Origin of the sequence: Maribacter polysiphoniae (genome assembly GCF_003148665.1) — a bacterium.
Classification (GTDB): Bacteria; Bacteroidota; Bacteroidia; order Flavobacteriales; family Flavobacteriaceae; genus Maribacter_A; species Maribacter_A polysiphoniae.
In genome coordinates this window covers 300,549-317,181 of sequence record NZ_QGGQ01000004.1, presented here as the reverse complement: position 1 = coordinate 317,181, position 16,633 = coordinate 300,549, and the positions used below count along the sequence as shown (strand labels likewise).

Genomic DNA, 16,633 nt, shown 5'->3' with positions numbered 1-16,633 from the left:
ATGCGGGGAAGGCTTATGGAATACCAATTCGTTCTTCTTCAAATTACAAACCTATATCCCTTTTGGCATCAGGTTCTTTTACGGTTTTAGGTCAAAGGAATAGTCTTTTTGTTCTTTTATTTCTAAATTCATGGTTCTATATTAAAGACCAGCTTTTATGAAAGTATTGTTCATCGGGGGAACCGGGAATATCAGCACAGCCTCAAGTCGATTGGCCATAAAAAAAGGTATTGACCTCTATCATTTGAACCGAGGCAATGCTACTGTCCCAATAGCCGGGGTGAGGAATATCCTTGGCGATATCCGCAAGGCCAATGAAGTAACCGAATTGGCCAAACATGATTGGGATGTGGTGGTCAATTGGATAGCCTTTACCCCTGAGGATATTGAAAGGGATATTGCACTTTTTAAAGGAAAAACAAAGCAATATATTTTTATTGGTTCGGCTTCTTGTTACCAAACGCCTTTAAGCTACCCGGTAATTACCGAATCCACCCCGCTCTGCAATAACCTGTGGGATTATTCCTTTAACAAGATACAATGTGAAGATCGTTTGCAAAAGGCCTATCGCGAAGAGGGGTTCCCTATGGTGATCGTTCGCCCTTCCTTAACGTATGACACAGTAATACCTATAGCTATCGGTGGGTTTAATGAATATACCACAGCGGATAGGATACTAAAGGGAAAGGAGATAATCATTCATGGCGATGGTACCTCTTTATGGACGGTTACCCATTCCGATGATTTCGCAAAAGGATTCGTTGGTTTGTTGGGATTGACACAGGCCATTGGTCATGCCTTTCACATTACTTCCGATGAAATCTTAAGTTGGAATATGATTTATGGGATTTTAGCCGAAAGTTTAGGGCATGAGGCCCACGTAGTGCATATCGCTTCAGAATTTATCTGTGCCATTGAACCTTCCTTCACCGGTACACTGCTGGCCGATAAGGCCGAAAGCGTTATTTTCGACAATACCAAAATAAAGACTTTTGTGCCCGAATTTAAGGCTACCATTCCTTTTGCCACGGGAATAAAAAGGACTTTACAATGGTTGGATGAAAATCCAGAAAATAAATTCATCAATCCTGAAAGTAACGAAAAGATCGATCGTATTTTGGAAAAGTATACATCCAAAAAGGCATAGCGCTAACCCTTCATCCTCTTGGCAATATCCTTCGAGTTCGGGTTTTTGGTGTTTTCCAATGCTTCTATTATGCGTTCGTGGTCATGCTCCCTGCCCTGGGAAAGTTTGTAGGCCGCCTGAATGCTGTCTATGGTGATTTGAAAACCGACCACTCCTTTTACCTGCCGTAGGGTCTTTTCCGATAAATGATCCAAGGAAATCGGATTTTCCGAATGCTCCTCGTATTTGTCAACCAATTTGTGCATGGATGCCATCACTTCTTCCTCGGTTAAAATCTTGATTTTACCATATACATGGACGGCAATATAATTCCATGTGGGGACTTCCTCCTCTTTATACCAGGAGGAGGAGATATAACTGTGTGGTCCGTTGAAAATACAGAGGACATTATCGTTTTCCTCAAAATGCTTCCATTGGGGATTGGCTTTTGAGATATGGCTTACCAAAACATCCTTACCGTCATCGGTAGTATCCAATTCCAACGGAATATGGGTAGCCCAAGGTTTGCCATCGACTTGGTTTACCAATATGCCGAAACTGTTTTTGGCAAGGAAGTCTTTTACTTCGGCAATATTCCCGTTTTTATATTGATGGGGGATATACATTATTACTCTTTTGTCAAATGGGCCAAAATGGGTAAATGATCGGAAATATGTTTGTTGTTCTCCATGCGGTCATCAATATGAATATATGATTGCACCTTGAAACCCTTCACAAAGATGTAATCGATTTTAAGGTCCAATATTCTATTATGGTCAAAACCACTGAAGGTTCCACTAGGCCCATAAAATGGTTTAAGTGTATAGTCCTTGCCCTCATGAAGGTTCTTTTTCAGGAATACTATTGGTTTTTCCCCAGGGCTAAGGTTAAAATCACCTGTTAATACCACGGGGTAACCTTGGAGATTTATTTCTTGGATTTTCTTAAGGATCAATTCCGCCGACTTTTCACGGGCAATAGCACCCCTGTGGTCAAAATGGGTGTTGAAAAAATAGAATTTACTTTGATCGGCCTTGTTTTCAAAAAGTCCGTAGGAACAGATCCGTTCCAAGGCGGCATCCCAACCTTTGGATACTTTTTCGGGCGTAGGGGAAAGCCAAAAAGTATTGCTTTTTAAGACTTTTAATTTAGTGTGGTTGTATACTATTGGGGAGTATTCCCCTTTTTGCTGTCCGTCATCGCGGCCTACACCAATATAGGAAAAATCAGTTAATGCACTATCGATATAGGTGATTTGGTGGTGTAAGACCTCTTGCATACCGATAACCGATGGGTTATAATGTTGGATCAGTTTTATCATGCTTTCCTTACGATCGTTCCAGTTGTTTACCGTATCCTTGGTGTTGTCGTATTTGATGTTATAGGTCATAACATTAATGTCTTGGCCTTGTATTCCTTGAGCTATAAAAAGGATCAGAAAAAAGAGGGTGTAGTGAATTTTCAAAATATAGGATTTTATTATTTTACAAAATAATACACAAGGTACTTATATATGTTCAATTTTAAAATATGAAAGGCTATTTACATCAAATCCAATCTGTACTTCTTGGGAAGGATGTGGTTAATGCGTTCGATTTTTATATGAATCGTTTAGATTTTAGGATTGCCTTCGGATATGATGGTAAAAAGCTGACCTATGCCGGTGTTATTCGAGATGCGATCGACATACACCCTCAGCTATAAGGTTGTCAAATCACTGTGTTGTAGTAATAAGGAACATCCAGGGTAAGCTCATATAAGGCCTTAATAAATTATATTATCCAATATTCGATCCAGATTGCGCTCCATCATCGTAAATTTTTTGTCCGCATGGAAAACCTCATTTATTTCTTCTCGAAATTCCATAAGTTCCATATGGGTAAAATCGTGAAATTGCAGATTTTTGGAAATTTTTTCCAGACGCTCATCTTCCGAATCACCGGTATACTCATTATACAACTTTTTTAACGTCTGCATATTGGTTTTCGATTTTATTAATTCCATTTCTTCCTCTGTTTCAATTGAATCTGCATTTGCACAGAGCAACAAAATATAGATTTGCAGTTCAGTTTTTGACCAATGGTTTTCGTTTGATTTCATGGATATGGTTTTAGTAAGCTCGTTATCTTCGTTTTGGCGGAAATATCATAGGGAGTATTCCTACTGATTCCCACAATGGTTGCAACAGTAATTGTTGGCAAGATTGTTTTTGTTTCACTGGTTGTATTTTGAAAGAAGGCCTGCGTTTTAGGTAAGGTAACTGTAAACCTATTTTAAGATACCGTTACCCCTTATCGCATCAACCGACCTAAAAGGAATAAAACCTATAAAGGTGCAAAATGCCTACTTAAAATAAAACCCGGTAATGACCGGGTTTTACAAGTATCGATCAGCAAATGTTTGGTGCTAATTATAATCAATCACTTAGGGGTTGCCGCCATAATTTTGGCATTGGCACCGCTAAGGTCTTTCCTGAGGACCCATATTTCCGTTCGGTCGCCATCGGTCGTTGCTTCAACATCGGCCAGGAATTGTTTAAAACTTCCAGAGCCATGGACTTCTTCGAATTGTTGCATAAATTTATTCTCCCTTGCCATCCAAGAGGAACTATCGAAGAAATCTACCCAGGCAAAATCCATTCCGTCCATGTTGTTCATCTCATTGGAGTAAATGCCATAAAGCTGATCGGGCATTTTTTCCTTATATACCTTGACCACCTTTTTCAATACTTTATCAATAAACTCACTTTGCTTGAAACGCTTTACATCGATCATGAATACCGATACTTTGTTGATTTCGAAATCCTTGGAGAAATTGGAAAGATCCGGATGCATTTTCATATAACGCACTTCAACTTCCGGGGTGAGGTATTTGCTGATATTCGTATTATTGTCATCGGTATGTTCTTGACTGGAAGGTCTACCATCCATGGCACTCCATGGCAAGGGCCCCATAATCAACATATATTTGCCTGCATTTTTGCCATTCAATACGTTATAGACCCGGGCACCATAGGGTCCGTCGGCGTGAAATTTTTTGTTGTGGGCGGCTACGCCCGCCTCGAATTCCATGATTTTTTCCGGATTTACCGTAAGCATCACATTTTCAATAACCAAAGTTTCATTGGTTTGGGCCATGGCCATTAAGGGCAATAGCAATAGGGTACACATTAACTTTTTCATTTGTTCTATATTTAATTGGTTAATATTCTGTTTCTCAACCTACTTATTCTGTTAGGATCGGAGTTTATTTTGCCCTCTCCCATAATGGTTTTCATTTCTTAATGCTTTGCCTGGTGTTCCATGGGCCTTGCATTCAGACCAAAATCCTGTTCCACGGCCATATACCATTCTTCATCACTGCACGCATTCCAATCTACCCATTGTTCATCGGTCATGGAAGCTCTCCATAATATAAAAGGCTCGGCATCAGGACCAACGGGGTGTCGTAATTTCCAAGAATTGCTTTCCGCCACTTCCAAAATCTTTTCCGCCACAAGTGTTGGTGGTGTTGGTGTTTGTAACGAGGCCGCAAACAAGCCGGCAAAACGTTTGGAGTGCGGATATATCGATTGGCCATCGACAGCTATATCAGATGCCATTTGTGTATTGATTATCCCAGGTTCTACAATGGCAACCTTGATATTAAAAGGTTTTACTTCCTGTGCCAGGGCTTCACTTATGGCTTCGAGCGCATGTTTGCTAGCGGCATAACCACCTAATGGACTATTGGCAATATGGCCGGAGACAGATGCTATATTGATGATACAACCCTTTTTGTTTTTCCGCATTTGTGGCAACATTGCTTTTGTGCAACGAATCACACCCAAATAATTGGTGTTCATAATGGCTTGGAAATCGTCCATGGACATTTCTTCGATAGCGCCATGACGTTCTATTCCGGCATTGTTGACCAGAACATCTATCGCTCCGTGTTGGTCAAGTAAGGCATCCGTACATTGCTTGACCGAAGAATCGGAGTCCACATCCATTTTGGAAATCGTGATGTCCAGAGATTCCTCCTTTATTTTTTGCTTAAATACGGAAGCATTTTCCGGGTTTCGCATCGTCGCGAATACCTTATAGCCGGCACGCCCAAATGCGAAGGCGGTTTCAAGGCCGATGCCTTTGCTGGTTCCTGTAATCAGTACTGTTTTCATAATAAACTGTCCTTAGGTTTAATATCATCCATGTTCTGAAATTTAAACTTCTACCGGCATGGAGATGGTTATGGGTTCCAATACCGTATGTTTCTTTTTTAAGGCCTCGGTAGTAGGGTCATTTAAGATCGCTTGAAACTTATCCATATCGGTTACCATCATAACCATAACCACTGAATTTGAATCGTCTGTATCCTGAAATGTTTTAAGATCTGTTATGGCAGGGGCAAATACATCAAGCCTGTCTTGGTGTCCTTTCAACCAAGTATCAATATTTCCCACTTTGTGACGGGTTACGATTGTTTTCGTCATTTTTAGTATATGTATTAATTACGCCTACTCTATACGGTTTTCAGCAATGCCGTTCCTACCAAAAGTGTCGCCCCACCCGTTGCAAAATTGGCAAGGTCGGAAGCCGTGGCCTTCCCTTCGGTCGATTCCATGCTTGATTGCATCGTTTCGGGGTCGGAGAACCAAAATTCAGCCATCCGGTGATAATCTGGTTTACTGCCTTCGGGTGTGCTTATAAATTTTGTGAGTTCGAGTTTGGTATGGCCCTTCATTTTCGCTGCTTTGGGTAAATGCGTGTTGGCATAATATTCCTCAAAAGCAATGATATCCGTCGGATGGCCATAAAGTACTGTTAGTTTGATCATGATGTTTAATAGTTTTGACTTTTACCGCTGCTTCCTTTTATGGTTGTTTACATTTCAAGTCGATGATTGAAAATAAAAGAGGGGTCATTGTCAGTTTTTATAAAGATGTTGTCCCTGTTTTATTTATTTACCGCTTTCGCTAATTGTTTGGTGTCTACATATTGCTGAAATCCGATAACCTTTCCGTTTTTAAGAAACCAGTGATGGGCTACTTGGGCGTCTATGACGGTCCCATTCTTCTTTGACTTGGCTTGGTAGCGTAAGGTGGCAAGGATTTGATTTCCAGCCATTTCATACAGTTGAATTTGGGCCAGGTTAAAATAGTCATAATCCTTTCCTATACGGGCAAAAACACCGTTTGAAACTGCCTCTGGACCTTTGTAGGGGTTGCCATCGGCATAGGCATTACCCTCAGCCTCGTGCCACACCACTTTGGGATCCATTGAGGCTAGGACGGCGGGGATATCACCTGCGGCAAAGGCTTTGTACAAGGTATCTATGGTAGCGATGTTGTTGGGGTTGGAAAGAACCCCCAATTGCTGCATAAAGGCCATATTGTCTAAAAAGTCCTGCTCTTGGGTAATTTTACCGTTCTTCATTGCAACGAGGGTTACCCCATCGATATCCACTGATTTTCCCGTCGCGGGAATCCCAAAAAAATCACCGGAATGGGTTCCCTTGAAATTCCAGTGTTTTACGATTTTATCACCTTGCCCAAATATATCCACGATGGTGAATTCGATATTGGTGAACCCGGTCAGATAATTGGCGTAAAAATCCTGTACGTTTTTAATGCCAACAATATTTTCAGGATTCATAAGTAGCGTTATACGCTCGTCAAAATGGGTGTCATTGATCAATTCCAATTTTCCGGCATTAATGATTCCATCCCAGGTATTGGAGTATGTTTTGATGTTTTCAGCTACTTGTTTATCCTTCGAAGTACACGATAAAAAGCATACCACAATGAATAGGAATAGGATTGGAAGTAATTTTCTCATGTTATTAGGATTAAAACCCGACAGGGTGCTAGCATTGTTCCCCCGAAATATGTTTAGCAAATGTATCTGCCGGGTTTGGTTTTTTTAATCTAAAGTGTTATTCCTCAGAATGTCCGTGTTCATCGGATTCTTTTTGATTGGTCATTTTCTTTTGAGCCTCTGCTTCTTGAAATGCCAACACGAGTACCGAGGAATCCCAATATCCATATTCCCTCACAATCTTACCATCGATAAATTGATAGGTCAAATGGATTGGGATATCGTATTTCTGATTGTTCACGGCTAAGGTAGCTTCCCAATCCACCCAGCAATTGACCCATGTTTCCCCATCATCGGTTACTACCATTTCATATTCCTGATCCTTATCCAAAAAACCCCTTGCCGCGTAATTGGCTTCATTTTGCTTGTGGAAAGCAATGGTCTGGGTAGGGGACATGTGATTGTCTTTGGTGTTATAATAGGTTTTGGCGGTATCAACATACATACTGGTATCATACGATTGACTATTATAATTGGCCAATAGTTTCTTGACCGTTTCGATTTCAGGCGATTTCTGCGTGTATCGTTCAGCTCCTTTTTGCTGGCATCCTATAGCGAGAATTACGGTAAGTAGAAGCAAACTTAATTTTTTCATGACCCTATGGTTTTTATACTATGTTGTGATCGTGTTGAATTTTTCATTGGTACTGTTCTTATTTTGGGGAGTAAGACAACTCAGGGTGCATGCTGCCCGATTCAACCTCATATTTGTATACATATTTGAAAACATCATCAAAAACCTTTTTCCCTTCTTCCCCCAACAAAACCTGATTCGCTTTCGATTTTTTGGCATAGTCCTCCTCGTCTATCGCGGACAGAACGGCAACATAGTAGTCTCCCATTGTTCCAAATCCGTTGTGGTAAACACGGTAGTATTCCTTAGATCCTTTTCTGGTGAATAAGGCCTTCAGTTCCTTGAGTTTTTCCTTAAGATCTTGGATATTATCCGGTGTTACATGGAGAAAATGCCATTTTCTGTAGTTTTGACCTTCTGTAGTGGTGCTAATGCCCTCTGGCATGTAGGTCAGTTCTTCGTTGAGGTACACCAAATAGTCCCCATGTTTATCATAACATCGATTAAAACGTTTGAACATATCCTTAAAAGCCTCGTCCCCCATTTTTTCGGCTAAGGGAGCCATAACGTTCTTGTCAAGTTCAGCCATGTTCGTTAGTGGGGATATATTCAGGTATCTTCCTGTTGAGGTTGAGGCAACCTCCCAACTAAGACCTTGAAGATTGTGTTTGGTGCAGGCTTCCTTGAATTCCTTGGAAATTTGTTCATATTCTTGGATCATTGATGGTTTAACCCGATCCTCATGGATGTAGAAGAGTTGGTTTTTACTTTCCTGTGCAATGTTCAGATAAGGAAGCAAGAATAATATTACGGTAACCCATACAGTTGATTTTAGTGCGCTCATGATATACTTTGTTTTAGTGTTTGTTTAGTCTTTGATTACTGGTTTAATATGGTTTCCAATGGTTCATTCAACGATTGGGGGCACCAAGGAATACCCCATTTGTTGTAAAAGCGATAGTTCGTTATAATAGATGTCCTCTTTGACCAATTTGCCCTCATCATTGAAAGTGACCTCAGAGAATCCGTTTACCGCTATTCTTTTACCTGTGGCAGCGGATTCGCCGAACGTCCCTGTGTTGGTGCCTTTGAAAGTCCAGCTGGTATATAAATGGTTGTCCTTGATAATGGTTTTTTTAATGGAAACCTTTAGATCGGGAAACCCGTTAAAATAAATGTTCATATTGGCCTCAAGTTCATTATGGTTTTCCGCTACCATTATTCCGTTGAGTCGGCGACTATAGTTTTCTACGGTTATAGATCTTAGGCTATCCATGTTTTTATGATTCCAGGCATTCGTTATAAAACTTCCGAAGTTTTTTGTAATCGCGTTTTCAAGTTCAATTTCCTTTTTGTGATGATTATTCTCCTTACAGGTAATTCCTAAGAATACGATAATGACCAATATTACTCCCCTTCTTCCCATGATCCTGAATGTTAATGGTGTTGACCGTATGGCACCACAAGTAAAAATTTTATAGGACCAAGGAATACATTATAACCTTATTCTAAAAGGATTTTAGGATGGGGCGCGTTAAAAACTGTCCGAAACCCTATGGTTTGTTATCGAGCATTCCTTTGTAAAAAGTTGTATATTTAACAATACTCATTTCCCCCGGTGAAAAAATTCGAGAAATGAGACTGCGCTTCTTGACTACTGTCGTTCCACTGACCATTATACTTTTGAATGGTTTTCTTGGTGTTTCCCAAATAGTGGACTTTGATCGCGAAAAACCCTACAAAAAGGTGTTTGTCGATACCGATAATTTTGGCGCTTCTTATTTGGATACCTTGGAAACGTCTTATCCATTGGCCAAGTCGGACACCCTTAAGTTTTCCATACTCAATGATCTTGCCTACTATTGGCATACCCGTAATTTGAACCGATCCATGTATTTTACGCTAAAGGGATTGGATATGGCCTCAAAAAAGGAGAACACATTGTGGGAGGGGAGGTTTCAGATTACCCAAGCCGCAGTTTTGTTGCGAATGGAAGCCTTGGACAGTGCCCTCACCATCTTATCCCAAGCCAAGGGGAAAGTCAATGAAAATGACCTTCCTTTTCTGTATACCCAAATGGGATATGTTTACGAACGTAAGGGGCAGTTAGACCGGGCTGCCGATTATGCATTACTGGCTTTGCAACTTGGAGAAGAACATAAAGACAAGAAGGCTATAGCTTTAGCATACAGTGATTTAAGTAATTTATTTTGGAAGCAATCCAGATTTGAGTCGGGCTTGGAATACGGTTTAAAATCGGTAGCTATTTTTGAGGAACGGGGTGTTAATGACTTGGACTACGACTTTACCCTCTACGTGGTGGGCAACAACTATCTAAGATTGAAAGAATATGAAAAAGCCATGAACTATTACGATCATTCGATTGCTATAGGGGAGCGGTATGGTTTTTACAATAATCTTAGCGACGTGTATATATCCAAAGTGGATCTTTACAGCTATTTGAACGAGTTTGGGAAAGCGACAGAAGCTGCGGGGAATGCATTGAAATATGCCGAATTGTTGGATAATGGTTTTATGTTGATGCGATCCTGGTTGGCTATCGGGAAATTGCAGAATATACAAGGAATGTATATCTCAGCCATAGAAAGTCTGAATAAGAGCATCGCTATTGCGACCGAGGATTTTGGGGATGGGTATTTTTTAAGTCAGGCCTATGAAACCTTGGGTAAGGCTTATGCAGGCAACCATAATTATCAAGAAGCTTATCAGGCCTTCGCTGTATATGATGATTTAAAAGATAAGGTTTTTACCGCTGAGGCCGATCAAAGAATATCACTACTTAGAACGGAATACGATGTTGCCCAAAAAGAGAATACCATTCAACTTCAGCAAACCCGAATCACAAAACAACAACTAAGGCAGACCTTGATCATGGCCTTTCTATTTCTTCTGTTACTTTATTTGGTACTGCTTTTTAAGGCTATGAAGAACAATAGGAAAAAGAATAAAATGCTCGAAAAACAAAACCAGGAGAAAGAGTTTTTACTGAAGGAAATCCATCATAGGGTAAAGAACAACCTCGAGATCGTTTCTAGCCTTTTAACCTTGCAATCCGCTGAAATCAGTGACAAAAAGATTGTGGATGCCATGGAAAACAGTCAGCATAGAATTCAGAGTATGAGCATGGTACATCAAAAATTATATCAGGAGAATAGTTTATCGTCGATAGAAATGAAATCCTATTTTTTTAATTTATCGAATTATATCGTCAATGTTTTCGGTGTTCAAAGTAGGGTTGAGGTGCTTTTGGATATGGAGGAGGTGGAACTTGATGTTGATACTGCGATTCCGATTGGTCTTATTGTAAATGAACTTTTGACGAATTCGATGAAATATGCCTTTCCGGAACAATCATCAGGAAGCGTTGTTATCGCATTGCGCAAAACTGGCAACCAATTATTCCTGAATGTAACGGATAATGGTATTGGTGCCACTGTAAACGAAAATGAAACAGGAACCGGTTTTGGTACTAAACTGGTTAAATTGTTAACCAGACAGCTTGATGGAGAAATGCATTTGGTTGTGGAAAACGGGACAGCGGTTTCCTTTGAATTCCAATATAATAAAGCAGCATAGCAATGGAAAATAAAGTAAAGGTATTGGTGGTTGAGGACGATATGATCATTGCGGCCAACATCAGCCTCCAATTGACCAATCTAGGTTTTGAGGTTACGGGTATAGAGACCCGGGGTGAAGAGGCTATTCTCCATGTCCAGGAAAATAATCCGGATATCATTCTAATGGATATTCATCTAAAAGGAAAGCTCGATGGTATAGCAACGGCCACCCATATTAACAGTATTTTGAATATTCCCATTATTTACCTCACGGCCAATACCGATGAGGCCTCATTCAATAGGGCCAAGAAGACCCATCCATTTGCGTTTATCCCCAAACCTTTAAATATCATTCAATTGCGACGAACATTTGAACTTGTAGTTCAACAGATAGATTTGAAAGGGGGGAAGACCCAAGTCGAAAATTCAACTTTGAAAGTTTTGGAAGATCGCATCTTTATTCGTCACAAGGGCAATATGGTAAAGTTGTTGTTGGCTGATATGCTCTATATTGAGGCCGACAGAAATTATTGTAAGATCATTACGGTGTCAAGCACATATTTGTTGGCAACAACCTTGAAAACCATGGAAGAACGATTGCCCAAGCACGGTTTTTTGCGTGTGCACAGGTCGTACATCGTAAATATTTCCAAATTAGACGTTGTGGCGGAAGGTCATCTTGAAATCGATAGAAAGGTCATTCCTATTGCAAAAATGCACAGAGGGGCTTTGTTAAGCCGTTTACAGACGATTTAAGCTGTGGTCAACTGGTGCTGTTGGATGTATTGGGGTGTCTAATCCCTTCCCCGGGATTTGTTCCTATCGTTATTATTTCTATTCCCGCTGCTTTTGCCTTTGTAATTCGAGTTTCTGGATTGATTCCGATTCCGATTTTGACTGGGATTTTTTGGCCGTTGTGTATTTCGGCTCTTTTTGATGGGGGATCCTTCCGCAACTTCCTCGTGAAAAGGGTGCTCGGTTATTTTGGGAACCTTCAGGTTGATCAGTTTTTCAATATCCCTCAAATAGGGGCGTTCCTCCCTATCGCAAAAGGAAACCGCGATTCCACTGGCATTGGCCCTTCCCGTTCTACCGATTCGGTGTACATAGGTTTCGGGAACATTGGGTAAATCAAAGTTTATAACCAGGGATAGTCCGTCTACATCGATGCCTCTAGCGGCAATGTCCGTTGCTATGAGTACACCAAGCTTCCCATCTTTAAAATCATTCAGGGCATTTTGTCTGGCGGTTTGTGATTTGTTTCCGTGAATAGCGGCTGAGCGGATTTCCGCCTGGGCTAATTTTTTGACGATTTTATTTGCCCCGTGTTTGGTTCGTGAAAAAACCAATACGGAACTATTGGGTTGTTCCTCTAATAAGTGAACCAAGAGGTTTACCTTGTCTCCCTTGCTTACAAAATAGACGACTTGTTCTACTTTTTCCGCTGTGGCTTGTTCCGGTTTTACGGTGACCCTTTCAAAATCACCGAGTATCTTACGTGATAGTTCAACGATATCCTTGGGCATCGTGGCTGAGAAAAACAGCGATTGTCTTTTGGAAGGAAGCTTGGCTATGATTTTCTTGATGTCGTGGATAAACCCCATATCCAACATATGGTCGGCTTCATCCAATACCACATATTCAATATCCCTAAGCGAGATGAACCCTTGGTTCATAAGGTCCAATAAACGCCCTGGTGTGGCAATCAAAACATCAATTCCGTTTCTTAAGGCCTGCACCTGTTTTCCTTGTTTTACACCGCCGAAAATAACAGTATTCTTAATTCCGGTGAATTTGCCATACGCCGTAAAACTTTCCCCGATTTGAATGGCCAACTCACGGGTTGGGGTAACCACCAATGCCTTGATCTTTCGATTGCGTCCCTGTTCGGGTTGGTTGTTGTATATCTGTTGAATGATCGGTACCGCAAAGGCTGCGGTTTTGCCTGTGCCCGTCTGGGCAACACCCAATAGGTCCTTGCCATTCAATAAAATGGGAATGGACTGTTCTTGAATGGGTGTGGGATTGGTATAACCTTCTTGCCCAAGGGCCTTAAGGATGGGTTCTATAATGCCTAAATCTTTGAATGTCATGTATTGTGAAGAATAAGCGGCAAAGGTAGTGGATTAGTTATTAAAAAGAGTTAAATCCGTGAAATGACCATAAGCGCTTAAATTTCAGTGATTTAAGGTAATGTTTTGTTGATGGTATAATAAAAATGGTGTGTGATTTTAACAGGTTAGGGTATTGATGCCTTAAAAACTGTTTGTTCGATAGGTGATTCATGAAATAATAAAGCGGCACAGGCCAATTGTGGATTTAATTGACAATCCAGTATGGAATTTAAACAGTTCGGTAATTCATTTTGTCATAAGTTCTGGGGTTGTTTCAATTTTGGCCCATACAATCCATAAAACAAATAATCATGAAGAAAACAGTTACATTGGTCTTGTTGTGTATGGCAACAATGGTTTCGGCACAGGATAAATTCACCTCAGGAATGCAAAAGGCATTTGAGTACTGGGGCAATGGGGATATATTGGAGGCTTCCAACCTGTTTGATAGAATCTCAATGGCAGAACCGGATAATTGGCTTCCGTCTTATTATGGGGCGCAAGTGAACACCGTGGCCTCTTTTGGGGAACAGGACGAGGGGAAAGTCACCCAGCAATTGGGCAAGGCCCAAGAGTTTATCGACCTGGCAAAGGCCATATCCCCCAATAATCCTGAAATCATGGTGCAACAGGCTATGATTTATACGGCTTGGATCGCATTTGATGGGGCTACCTACGGAATGACGCTTTCGGGTAAAGTGGTAGCACTGTACCAAAAGGCACTGGAATTGGCCCCGGAAAACCCAAGGGTTGTGTTTTCAAAGGCTGAATGGGATATGGGGTCCGCCCGGTACTTTGGACAGGATACCGCTCCATTCTGTAAAGATGTTGAACGTGCTTTGGAACTTTTTGCTAAATTTAAGCCAGAGTCGGCCTTTCATCCCAATTGGGGAAAAGACAGGGCGGAAGAAATAGTCAAGAACTGTAAATAAGAACAAGTAATCAATGACACGATTTTATAATCATTTTATAAAGGCAATCGTAATAGGCACTGTGATCTATTTCATTTTTCTTGCCATTTATTTTTTCACGGGCAGGTTCGATGAAGGTTTTGATTATCAAATCGCTTGGACCGAATATTATAAAAACATGATATTCGCTTTGATCCTGTACATGGTAAATGCGTATTGGATTGAACATCTTGTTACAGTCTATAAACATGACCTGTTCACCTTGAAAAGATTTGCCATAGGGATTACAGGAAATATCCTGGTTTCAATTCTTGGAATTTTCCTTTCCCGTATTGTTCTTGTTGTGGTATTGGAAAAGAAGCCCTTAATGGAGTTCCTTGCCAATGAGAATCTGGGGTATTATCAGTTGTCGTTGATCATTGCGATATGTATCTCACTTATGTTCTATGCGGTATGGTATTATAAATATCGGCAGGAAAACAAGGTTAAAGAGCAAAAAATAATTGCAGGTACGGCCTCGGCTAAATTCGATGCCCTTAAAAACCAATTAGACCCACATTTCCTTTTCAATAGTTTAAATGTACTGACCAGTTTAATTGAGGAAGACCCCGATCAGGCGCAGAAATTCACTACCTCACTTTCCAAGGTGTATCGGTATGTGTTGGAGCAGAAGAATAAGGACCTGGTGTCCGTGGATGAGGAATTTCAATTTGCCAAAACCTACGTAAAGCTTTTGAAGATGCGGTTTGAGGATAGTATTCATTTCGATATACCCGACAACAGTAGTAACCCGGAAGCCAAAATAGTGCCCCTGTCCCTGCAGTTGTTGCTCGAGAATGCGGTAAAGCACAATGTGGTCACCTCTGCAAGACCCTTGCATATCAAGGTGTATGAGGAGGGGGATATGCTGGTGGTCGATAATAATATACAGGAAAAACAGGTGGTAAAGAAGAGTAGTGGGGTGGGGCTGCGTAATATTCAACAACGCTACGATATATTAACCAACAGGCAAGTGGAAATAACCAAATCGCCCAACGAATTCAGGGTGAAATTGCCAATGTTGACAAAACAGGTAACAATCATGGAGACACAACAAACTTATATAGATGACAAACGTTATGAAAAGGCTAAGGAACACGTAGAGCGGCTTAAGGGATTTTATGGCAACCTTATGGCTTATTGTATTGTGATTCCGTGTTTGGCCATATTGAACTATAATACGACCAGTTTCCCATGGATTATTTTTCCAACCATCGGTTGGGGGTTTGGGGTGATTGTTCATGGTATGGAGGTTTTTGGGTATAATCCCTTGTGGGGAAAATCATGGGAAGAACGAAAGATAAGGAAGTATATGGATGATGAAAACTTCTAAATGACAATCCATCCCCTAAAAATAACAAGTGGGTAAGATTCATTTATAAAGGAGTTGTGATCGCTTTACTTTTGGGTTAGTAATAAAGTATGATTCAATAAACCAACAACACATGGAGACTTCAGAAAAAGACAACAAGTATTTTAGAGCAAAGGATAAAGTAGAGGCTATTAAAAAGTTTTATACCAGTTTGTTATCGTATATATTTTTTATTGGTCTTTTGGCAGGGATAAATTATTGGACAGATGAATGGCGGTATCCTTGGTTTCTTTGGGCAGCCTTTGGATGGGGTATTGGTTTGGTCTTCCAGGCCATTAAGACATTCAGTTTAAGTCCGTTCTTTGGAAGGGACTGGGAGGAACGAAAAATAAAGGAGTATATGCAAGAGGATGAAAAACAGCAAAGATGGAAATAATGGATAAAAAGGATAATGGAAAGTTAGACCGTGTCAAGAAACGGGTAGAGGAACTCAAGGGATTTTATATTCATTTTGCTGTTTATATTATGGTGAATACCTTTATTTCTATCATGAAGGTGGTTCGTAATTTGGGGGACGGAGAGGGTTTTAGTGAGGCATTTTGGGATTTCGGCACCTTTGCTGTGTGGTTGTTCTGGGGTATTGGTCTGTTTTTTCATGGGGTGAAGGTCTTTTCGTATAATCCTTTTTTCGGGAAGGATTGGGAAAAAAGACAGATTCAGAAATATATGGACAAGGATATAAAAGAAAGTAAAAAGTACAGGTAATGGAGAATGAACAGAAAGAAATAGGAAAGTACATCAAAGCAAAAAAAAGGGTTGACCAAATTAAAGATTTTTATTTCCACTTGATAAAATTCGCAATGATTACGATTTTGATATTGCTTTTTAAAGGGCTGGTTTTGAAAATATTCATTGAAAAAGGTGTTGAAGATGAAAATATATTACAGTGGATGGAATGGAATATGCTCTTAATACCTATTATTTGGGGATTAGTGCTTGTTGTGATAGGGTTAAGGTTGTTTGTGTTCAAAGCGAACATTCTTAAGATTTGGGAAGAAGAACAGATTAAGAAATACCTTGAAAACGATTAAGTACAATAGGTTCCAATATATAAACGTAATAAA

21 protein-coding genes are annotated in these 16,633 nt (G+C 40.3%); 9 read left to right on the top strand and 12 right to left on the bottom strand.

All coding sequences use genetic code 11. The features are described from left to right. Window positions 1-157 precede the first annotated feature (157 nt). Window positions 158-1,147, top strand: coding sequence for an NAD-dependent epimerase/dehydratase family protein (locus tag LX92_RS11165; protein ID WP_109650520.1), 990 nt, complete (start codon window positions 158-160; stop codon window positions 1,145-1,147). Window positions 1,148-1,149: 2 nt separating this feature from the next. Here the strand turns inward: LX92_RS11165 and LX92_RS11160 are convergent, their stop codons facing one another. Both LX92_RS11160 and LX92_RS11155 read right to left on the bottom strand, forming a co-directional pair. Continuing rightward, entirely contained in the window at window positions 1,150-1,752 is a 603-nt protein-coding gene (locus LX92_RS11160) for an FMN-binding negative transcriptional regulator (protein WP_109650518.1), read from the bottom strand. 2 nt (window positions 1,753-1,754) lie between these two features. After that, entirely contained in the window at window positions 1,755-2,591 is an 837-nt protein-coding gene (locus LX92_RS11155; protein ID WP_223308361.1) for an endonuclease/exonuclease/phosphatase family protein, read from the bottom strand. 65 nt (window positions 2,592-2,656) lie between these two features. Here LX92_RS11155 and LX92_RS22430 point away from each other — a divergent pair, with 65 nt between their 5' ends. Next, complete coding sequence (locus LX92_RS22430) at window positions 2,657-2,830, top strand: hypothetical protein (protein ID WP_170117829.1); 174 nt, start codon at window positions 2,657-2,659, stop codon at window positions 2,828-2,830. A gap of 60 nt (window positions 2,831-2,890) precedes the next feature. Here the strand turns inward: LX92_RS22430 and LX92_RS11150 are convergent, their stop codons facing one another. The 9 genes from LX92_RS11150 to LX92_RS11110 all read right to left on the bottom strand — a co-directional run bounded on the left by LX92_RS11150 (window position 2,891) and on the right by LX92_RS11110 (window position 8,981). Further along, window positions 2,891-3,226 carry a hypothetical protein gene (locus LX92_RS11150; protein WP_109650514.1) on the bottom strand — a complete coding sequence of 112 codons (336 nt, stop codon included), beginning with the start codon at window positions 3,224-3,226 and terminating at the stop codon, window positions 2,891-2,893. A gap of 320 nt (window positions 3,227-3,546) precedes the next feature. Beyond that, entirely contained in the window at window positions 3,547-4,308 is a 762-nt protein-coding gene (locus tag LX92_RS11145) for a hypothetical protein (protein ID WP_109650512.1), read from the bottom strand. Between the two features lie 98 nt (window positions 4,309-4,406). Then, window positions 4,407-5,285, bottom strand: coding sequence for an SDR family oxidoreductase (locus tag LX92_RS11140; protein ID WP_109650510.1), 879 nt, complete (start codon window positions 5,283-5,285; stop codon window positions 4,407-4,409). Between the two features lie 42 nt (window positions 5,286-5,327). Further along, window positions 5,328-5,597 carry a hypothetical protein gene (locus tag LX92_RS11135; protein ID WP_109650508.1) on the bottom strand — a complete coding sequence of 90 codons (270 nt, stop codon included), beginning with the start codon at window positions 5,595-5,597 and terminating at the stop codon, window positions 5,328-5,330. A 29-nt stretch (window positions 5,598-5,626) separates the two neighbouring features. Continuing rightward, window positions 5,627-5,941 (bottom strand): EthD family reductase, encoded by a 315-nt coding sequence (locus LX92_RS11130; RefSeq protein ID WP_109650506.1) that lies wholly within the window; start codon window positions 5,939-5,941, stop codon window positions 5,627-5,629. Window positions 5,942-6,060: 119 nt separating this feature from the next. Continuing rightward, window positions 6,061-6,942, bottom strand: a complete 882-nt coding sequence (locus LX92_RS22740; protein WP_109650504.1) for a nuclear transport factor 2 family protein — start codon at window positions 6,940-6,942, stop codon at window positions 6,061-6,063. 97 nt (window positions 6,943-7,039) lie between these two features. After that, entirely contained in the window at window positions 7,040-7,576 is a 537-nt protein-coding gene (locus LX92_RS11120) for a nuclear transport factor 2 family protein (RefSeq protein ID WP_109650503.1), read from the bottom strand. A gap of 58 nt (window positions 7,577-7,634) precedes the next feature. Next, window positions 7,635-8,399: a hypothetical protein gene (locus tag LX92_RS11115; RefSeq protein WP_109650501.1), complete on the bottom strand. Its 765-nt coding sequence runs from the start codon at window positions 8,397-8,399 to the stop codon at window positions 7,635-7,637. 63 nt (window positions 8,400-8,462) lie between these two features. Next, window positions 8,463-8,981, bottom strand: a complete 519-nt coding sequence (locus LX92_RS11110; protein WP_109650499.1) for an ester cyclase — start codon at window positions 8,979-8,981, stop codon at window positions 8,463-8,465. A 209-nt stretch (window positions 8,982-9,190) separates the two neighbouring features. On the opposite strand from LX92_RS11110, the gene LX92_RS11105 reads away from it, so the two are divergent. Both LX92_RS11105 and LX92_RS11100 read left to right on the top strand, forming a co-directional pair. Beyond that, window positions 9,191-11,152, top strand: a complete 1,962-nt coding sequence (locus tag LX92_RS11105) for a tetratricopeptide repeat-containing sensor histidine kinase (RefSeq protein WP_109650497.1) — start codon at window positions 9,191-9,193, stop codon at window positions 11,150-11,152. Between the two features lie 2 nt (window positions 11,153-11,154). Beyond that, entirely contained in the window at window positions 11,155-11,889 is a 735-nt protein-coding gene (locus tag LX92_RS11100; RefSeq protein ID WP_109650495.1) for a LytR/AlgR family response regulator transcription factor, read from the top strand. 38 nt (window positions 11,890-11,927) lie between these two features. Here LX92_RS11100 and LX92_RS11095 read toward each other — a convergent pair whose 3' ends face one another. Then, window positions 11,928-13,226, bottom strand: coding sequence for a DEAD/DEAH box helicase (locus tag LX92_RS11095; protein ID WP_109650493.1), 1,299 nt, complete (start codon window positions 13,224-13,226; stop codon window positions 11,928-11,930). Window positions 13,227-13,558: 332 nt separating this feature from the next. On the opposite strand from LX92_RS11095, the gene LX92_RS11090 reads away from it, so the two are divergent. From LX92_RS11090 to LX92_RS11070, 5 genes are all read left to right on the top strand, one after another. Continuing rightward, complete coding sequence (locus LX92_RS11090) at window positions 13,559-14,179, top strand: tetratricopeptide repeat protein (protein ID WP_109650491.1); 621 nt, start codon at window positions 13,559-13,561, stop codon at window positions 14,177-14,179. A 13-nt stretch (window positions 14,180-14,192) separates the two neighbouring features. After that, window positions 14,193-15,530, top strand: coding sequence for a 2TM domain-containing protein (locus LX92_RS11085; RefSeq protein WP_109650489.1), 1,338 nt, complete (start codon window positions 14,193-14,195; stop codon window positions 15,528-15,530). Between the two features lie 112 nt (window positions 15,531-15,642). Beyond that, window positions 15,643-15,945 carry a 2TM domain-containing protein gene (locus LX92_RS11080; RefSeq protein WP_109650487.1) on the top strand — a complete coding sequence of 101 codons (303 nt, stop codon included), beginning with the start codon at window positions 15,643-15,645 and terminating at the stop codon, window positions 15,943-15,945. Beyond that, the gene (locus LX92_RS11075) at window positions 15,936-16,274 is read left to right on the top strand and encodes a 2TM domain-containing protein (protein ID WP_109650485.1); all 339 of its coding nucleotides are present in this window, start codon (window positions 15,936-15,938) and stop codon (window positions 16,272-16,274) included. The genes LX92_RS11080 and LX92_RS11075 overlap by 10 nt, the downstream gene beginning before the upstream one ends. After that, window positions 16,274-16,600 (top strand): 2TM domain-containing protein, encoded by a 327-nt coding sequence (locus tag LX92_RS11070; RefSeq protein ID WP_109650483.1) that lies wholly within the window; start codon window positions 16,274-16,276, stop codon window positions 16,598-16,600. Before LX92_RS11075 ends, LX92_RS11070 begins: the two co-directional genes overlap by 1 nt. Window positions 16,601-16,633 lie beyond the last annotated feature (33 nt).

What these genes read in the sequence shown, in the direction of transcription:
- LX92_RS11165 (WP_109650520.1), top strand. Translation starts at nt 158, where the DNA reads ATGAAAGTATTGTTCATCGGGGGAACCGGGAATATCAGCACAGCCTCA.
- LX92_RS11160 (WP_109650518.1), bottom strand. Translation starts at nt 1,752, where the DNA reads ATGTATATCCCCCATCAATATAAAAACGGGAATATTGCCGAAGTAAAA.
- LX92_RS22430 (WP_170117829.1), top strand. Translation starts at nt 2,657, where the DNA reads ATGAAAGGCTATTTACATCAAATCCAATCTGTACTTCTTGGGAAGGAT.
- LX92_RS11150 (WP_109650514.1), bottom strand. Translation starts at nt 3,226, where the DNA reads ATGAAATCAAACGAAAACCATTGGTCAAAAACTGAACTGCAAATCTAT.
- LX92_RS11145 (WP_109650512.1), bottom strand. Translation starts at nt 4,308, where the DNA reads ATGAAAAAGTTAATGTGTACCCTATTGCTATTGCCCTTAATGGCCATG.
- LX92_RS11140 (WP_109650510.1), bottom strand. Translation starts at nt 5,285, where the DNA reads ATGAAAACAGTACTGATTACAGGAACCAGCAAAGGCATCGGCCTTGAA.
- LX92_RS11135 (WP_109650508.1), bottom strand. Translation starts at nt 5,597, where the DNA reads ATGACGAAAACAATCGTAACCCGTCACAAAGTGGGAAATATTGATACT.
- LX92_RS11130 (WP_109650506.1), bottom strand. Translation starts at nt 5,941, where the DNA reads ATGATCAAACTAACAGTACTTTATGGCCATCCGACGGATATCATTGCT.
- LX92_RS22740 (WP_109650504.1), bottom strand. Translation starts at nt 6,942, where the DNA reads ATGAGAAAATTACTTCCAATCCTATTCCTATTCATTGTGGTATGCTTT.
- LX92_RS11120 (WP_109650503.1), bottom strand. Translation starts at nt 7,576, where the DNA reads ATGAAAAAATTAAGTTTGCTTCTACTTACCGTAATTCTCGCTATAGGA.
- LX92_RS11115 (WP_109650501.1), bottom strand. Translation starts at nt 8,399, where the DNA reads ATGAGCGCACTAAAATCAACTGTATGGGTTACCGTAATATTATTCTTG.
- LX92_RS11110 (WP_109650499.1), bottom strand. Translation starts at nt 8,981, where the DNA reads ATGGGAAGAAGGGGAGTAATATTGGTCATTATCGTATTCTTAGGAATT.
- LX92_RS11105 (WP_109650497.1), top strand. Translation starts at nt 9,191, where the DNA reads ATGAGACTGCGCTTCTTGACTACTGTCGTTCCACTGACCATTATACTT.
- LX92_RS11100 (WP_109650495.1), top strand. Translation starts at nt 11,155, where the DNA reads ATGGAAAATAAAGTAAAGGTATTGGTGGTTGAGGACGATATGATCATT.
- LX92_RS11095 (WP_109650493.1), bottom strand. Translation starts at nt 13,226, where the DNA reads ATGACATTCAAAGATTTAGGCATTATAGAACCCATCCTTAAGGCCCTT.
- LX92_RS11090 (WP_109650491.1), top strand. Translation starts at nt 13,559, where the DNA reads ATGAAGAAAACAGTTACATTGGTCTTGTTGTGTATGGCAACAATGGTT.
- LX92_RS11085 (WP_109650489.1), top strand. Translation starts at nt 14,193, where the DNA reads ATGACACGATTTTATAATCATTTTATAAAGGCAATCGTAATAGGCACT.
- LX92_RS11080 (WP_109650487.1), top strand. Translation starts at nt 15,643, where the DNA reads ATGGAGACTTCAGAAAAAGACAACAAGTATTTTAGAGCAAAGGATAAA.
- LX92_RS11075 (WP_109650485.1), top strand. Translation starts at nt 15,936, where the DNA reads ATGGAAATAATGGATAAAAAGGATAATGGAAAGTTAGACCGTGTCAAG.
- LX92_RS11070 (WP_109650483.1), top strand. Translation starts at nt 16,274, where the DNA reads ATGGAGAATGAACAGAAAGAAATAGGAAAGTACATCAAAGCAAAAAAA.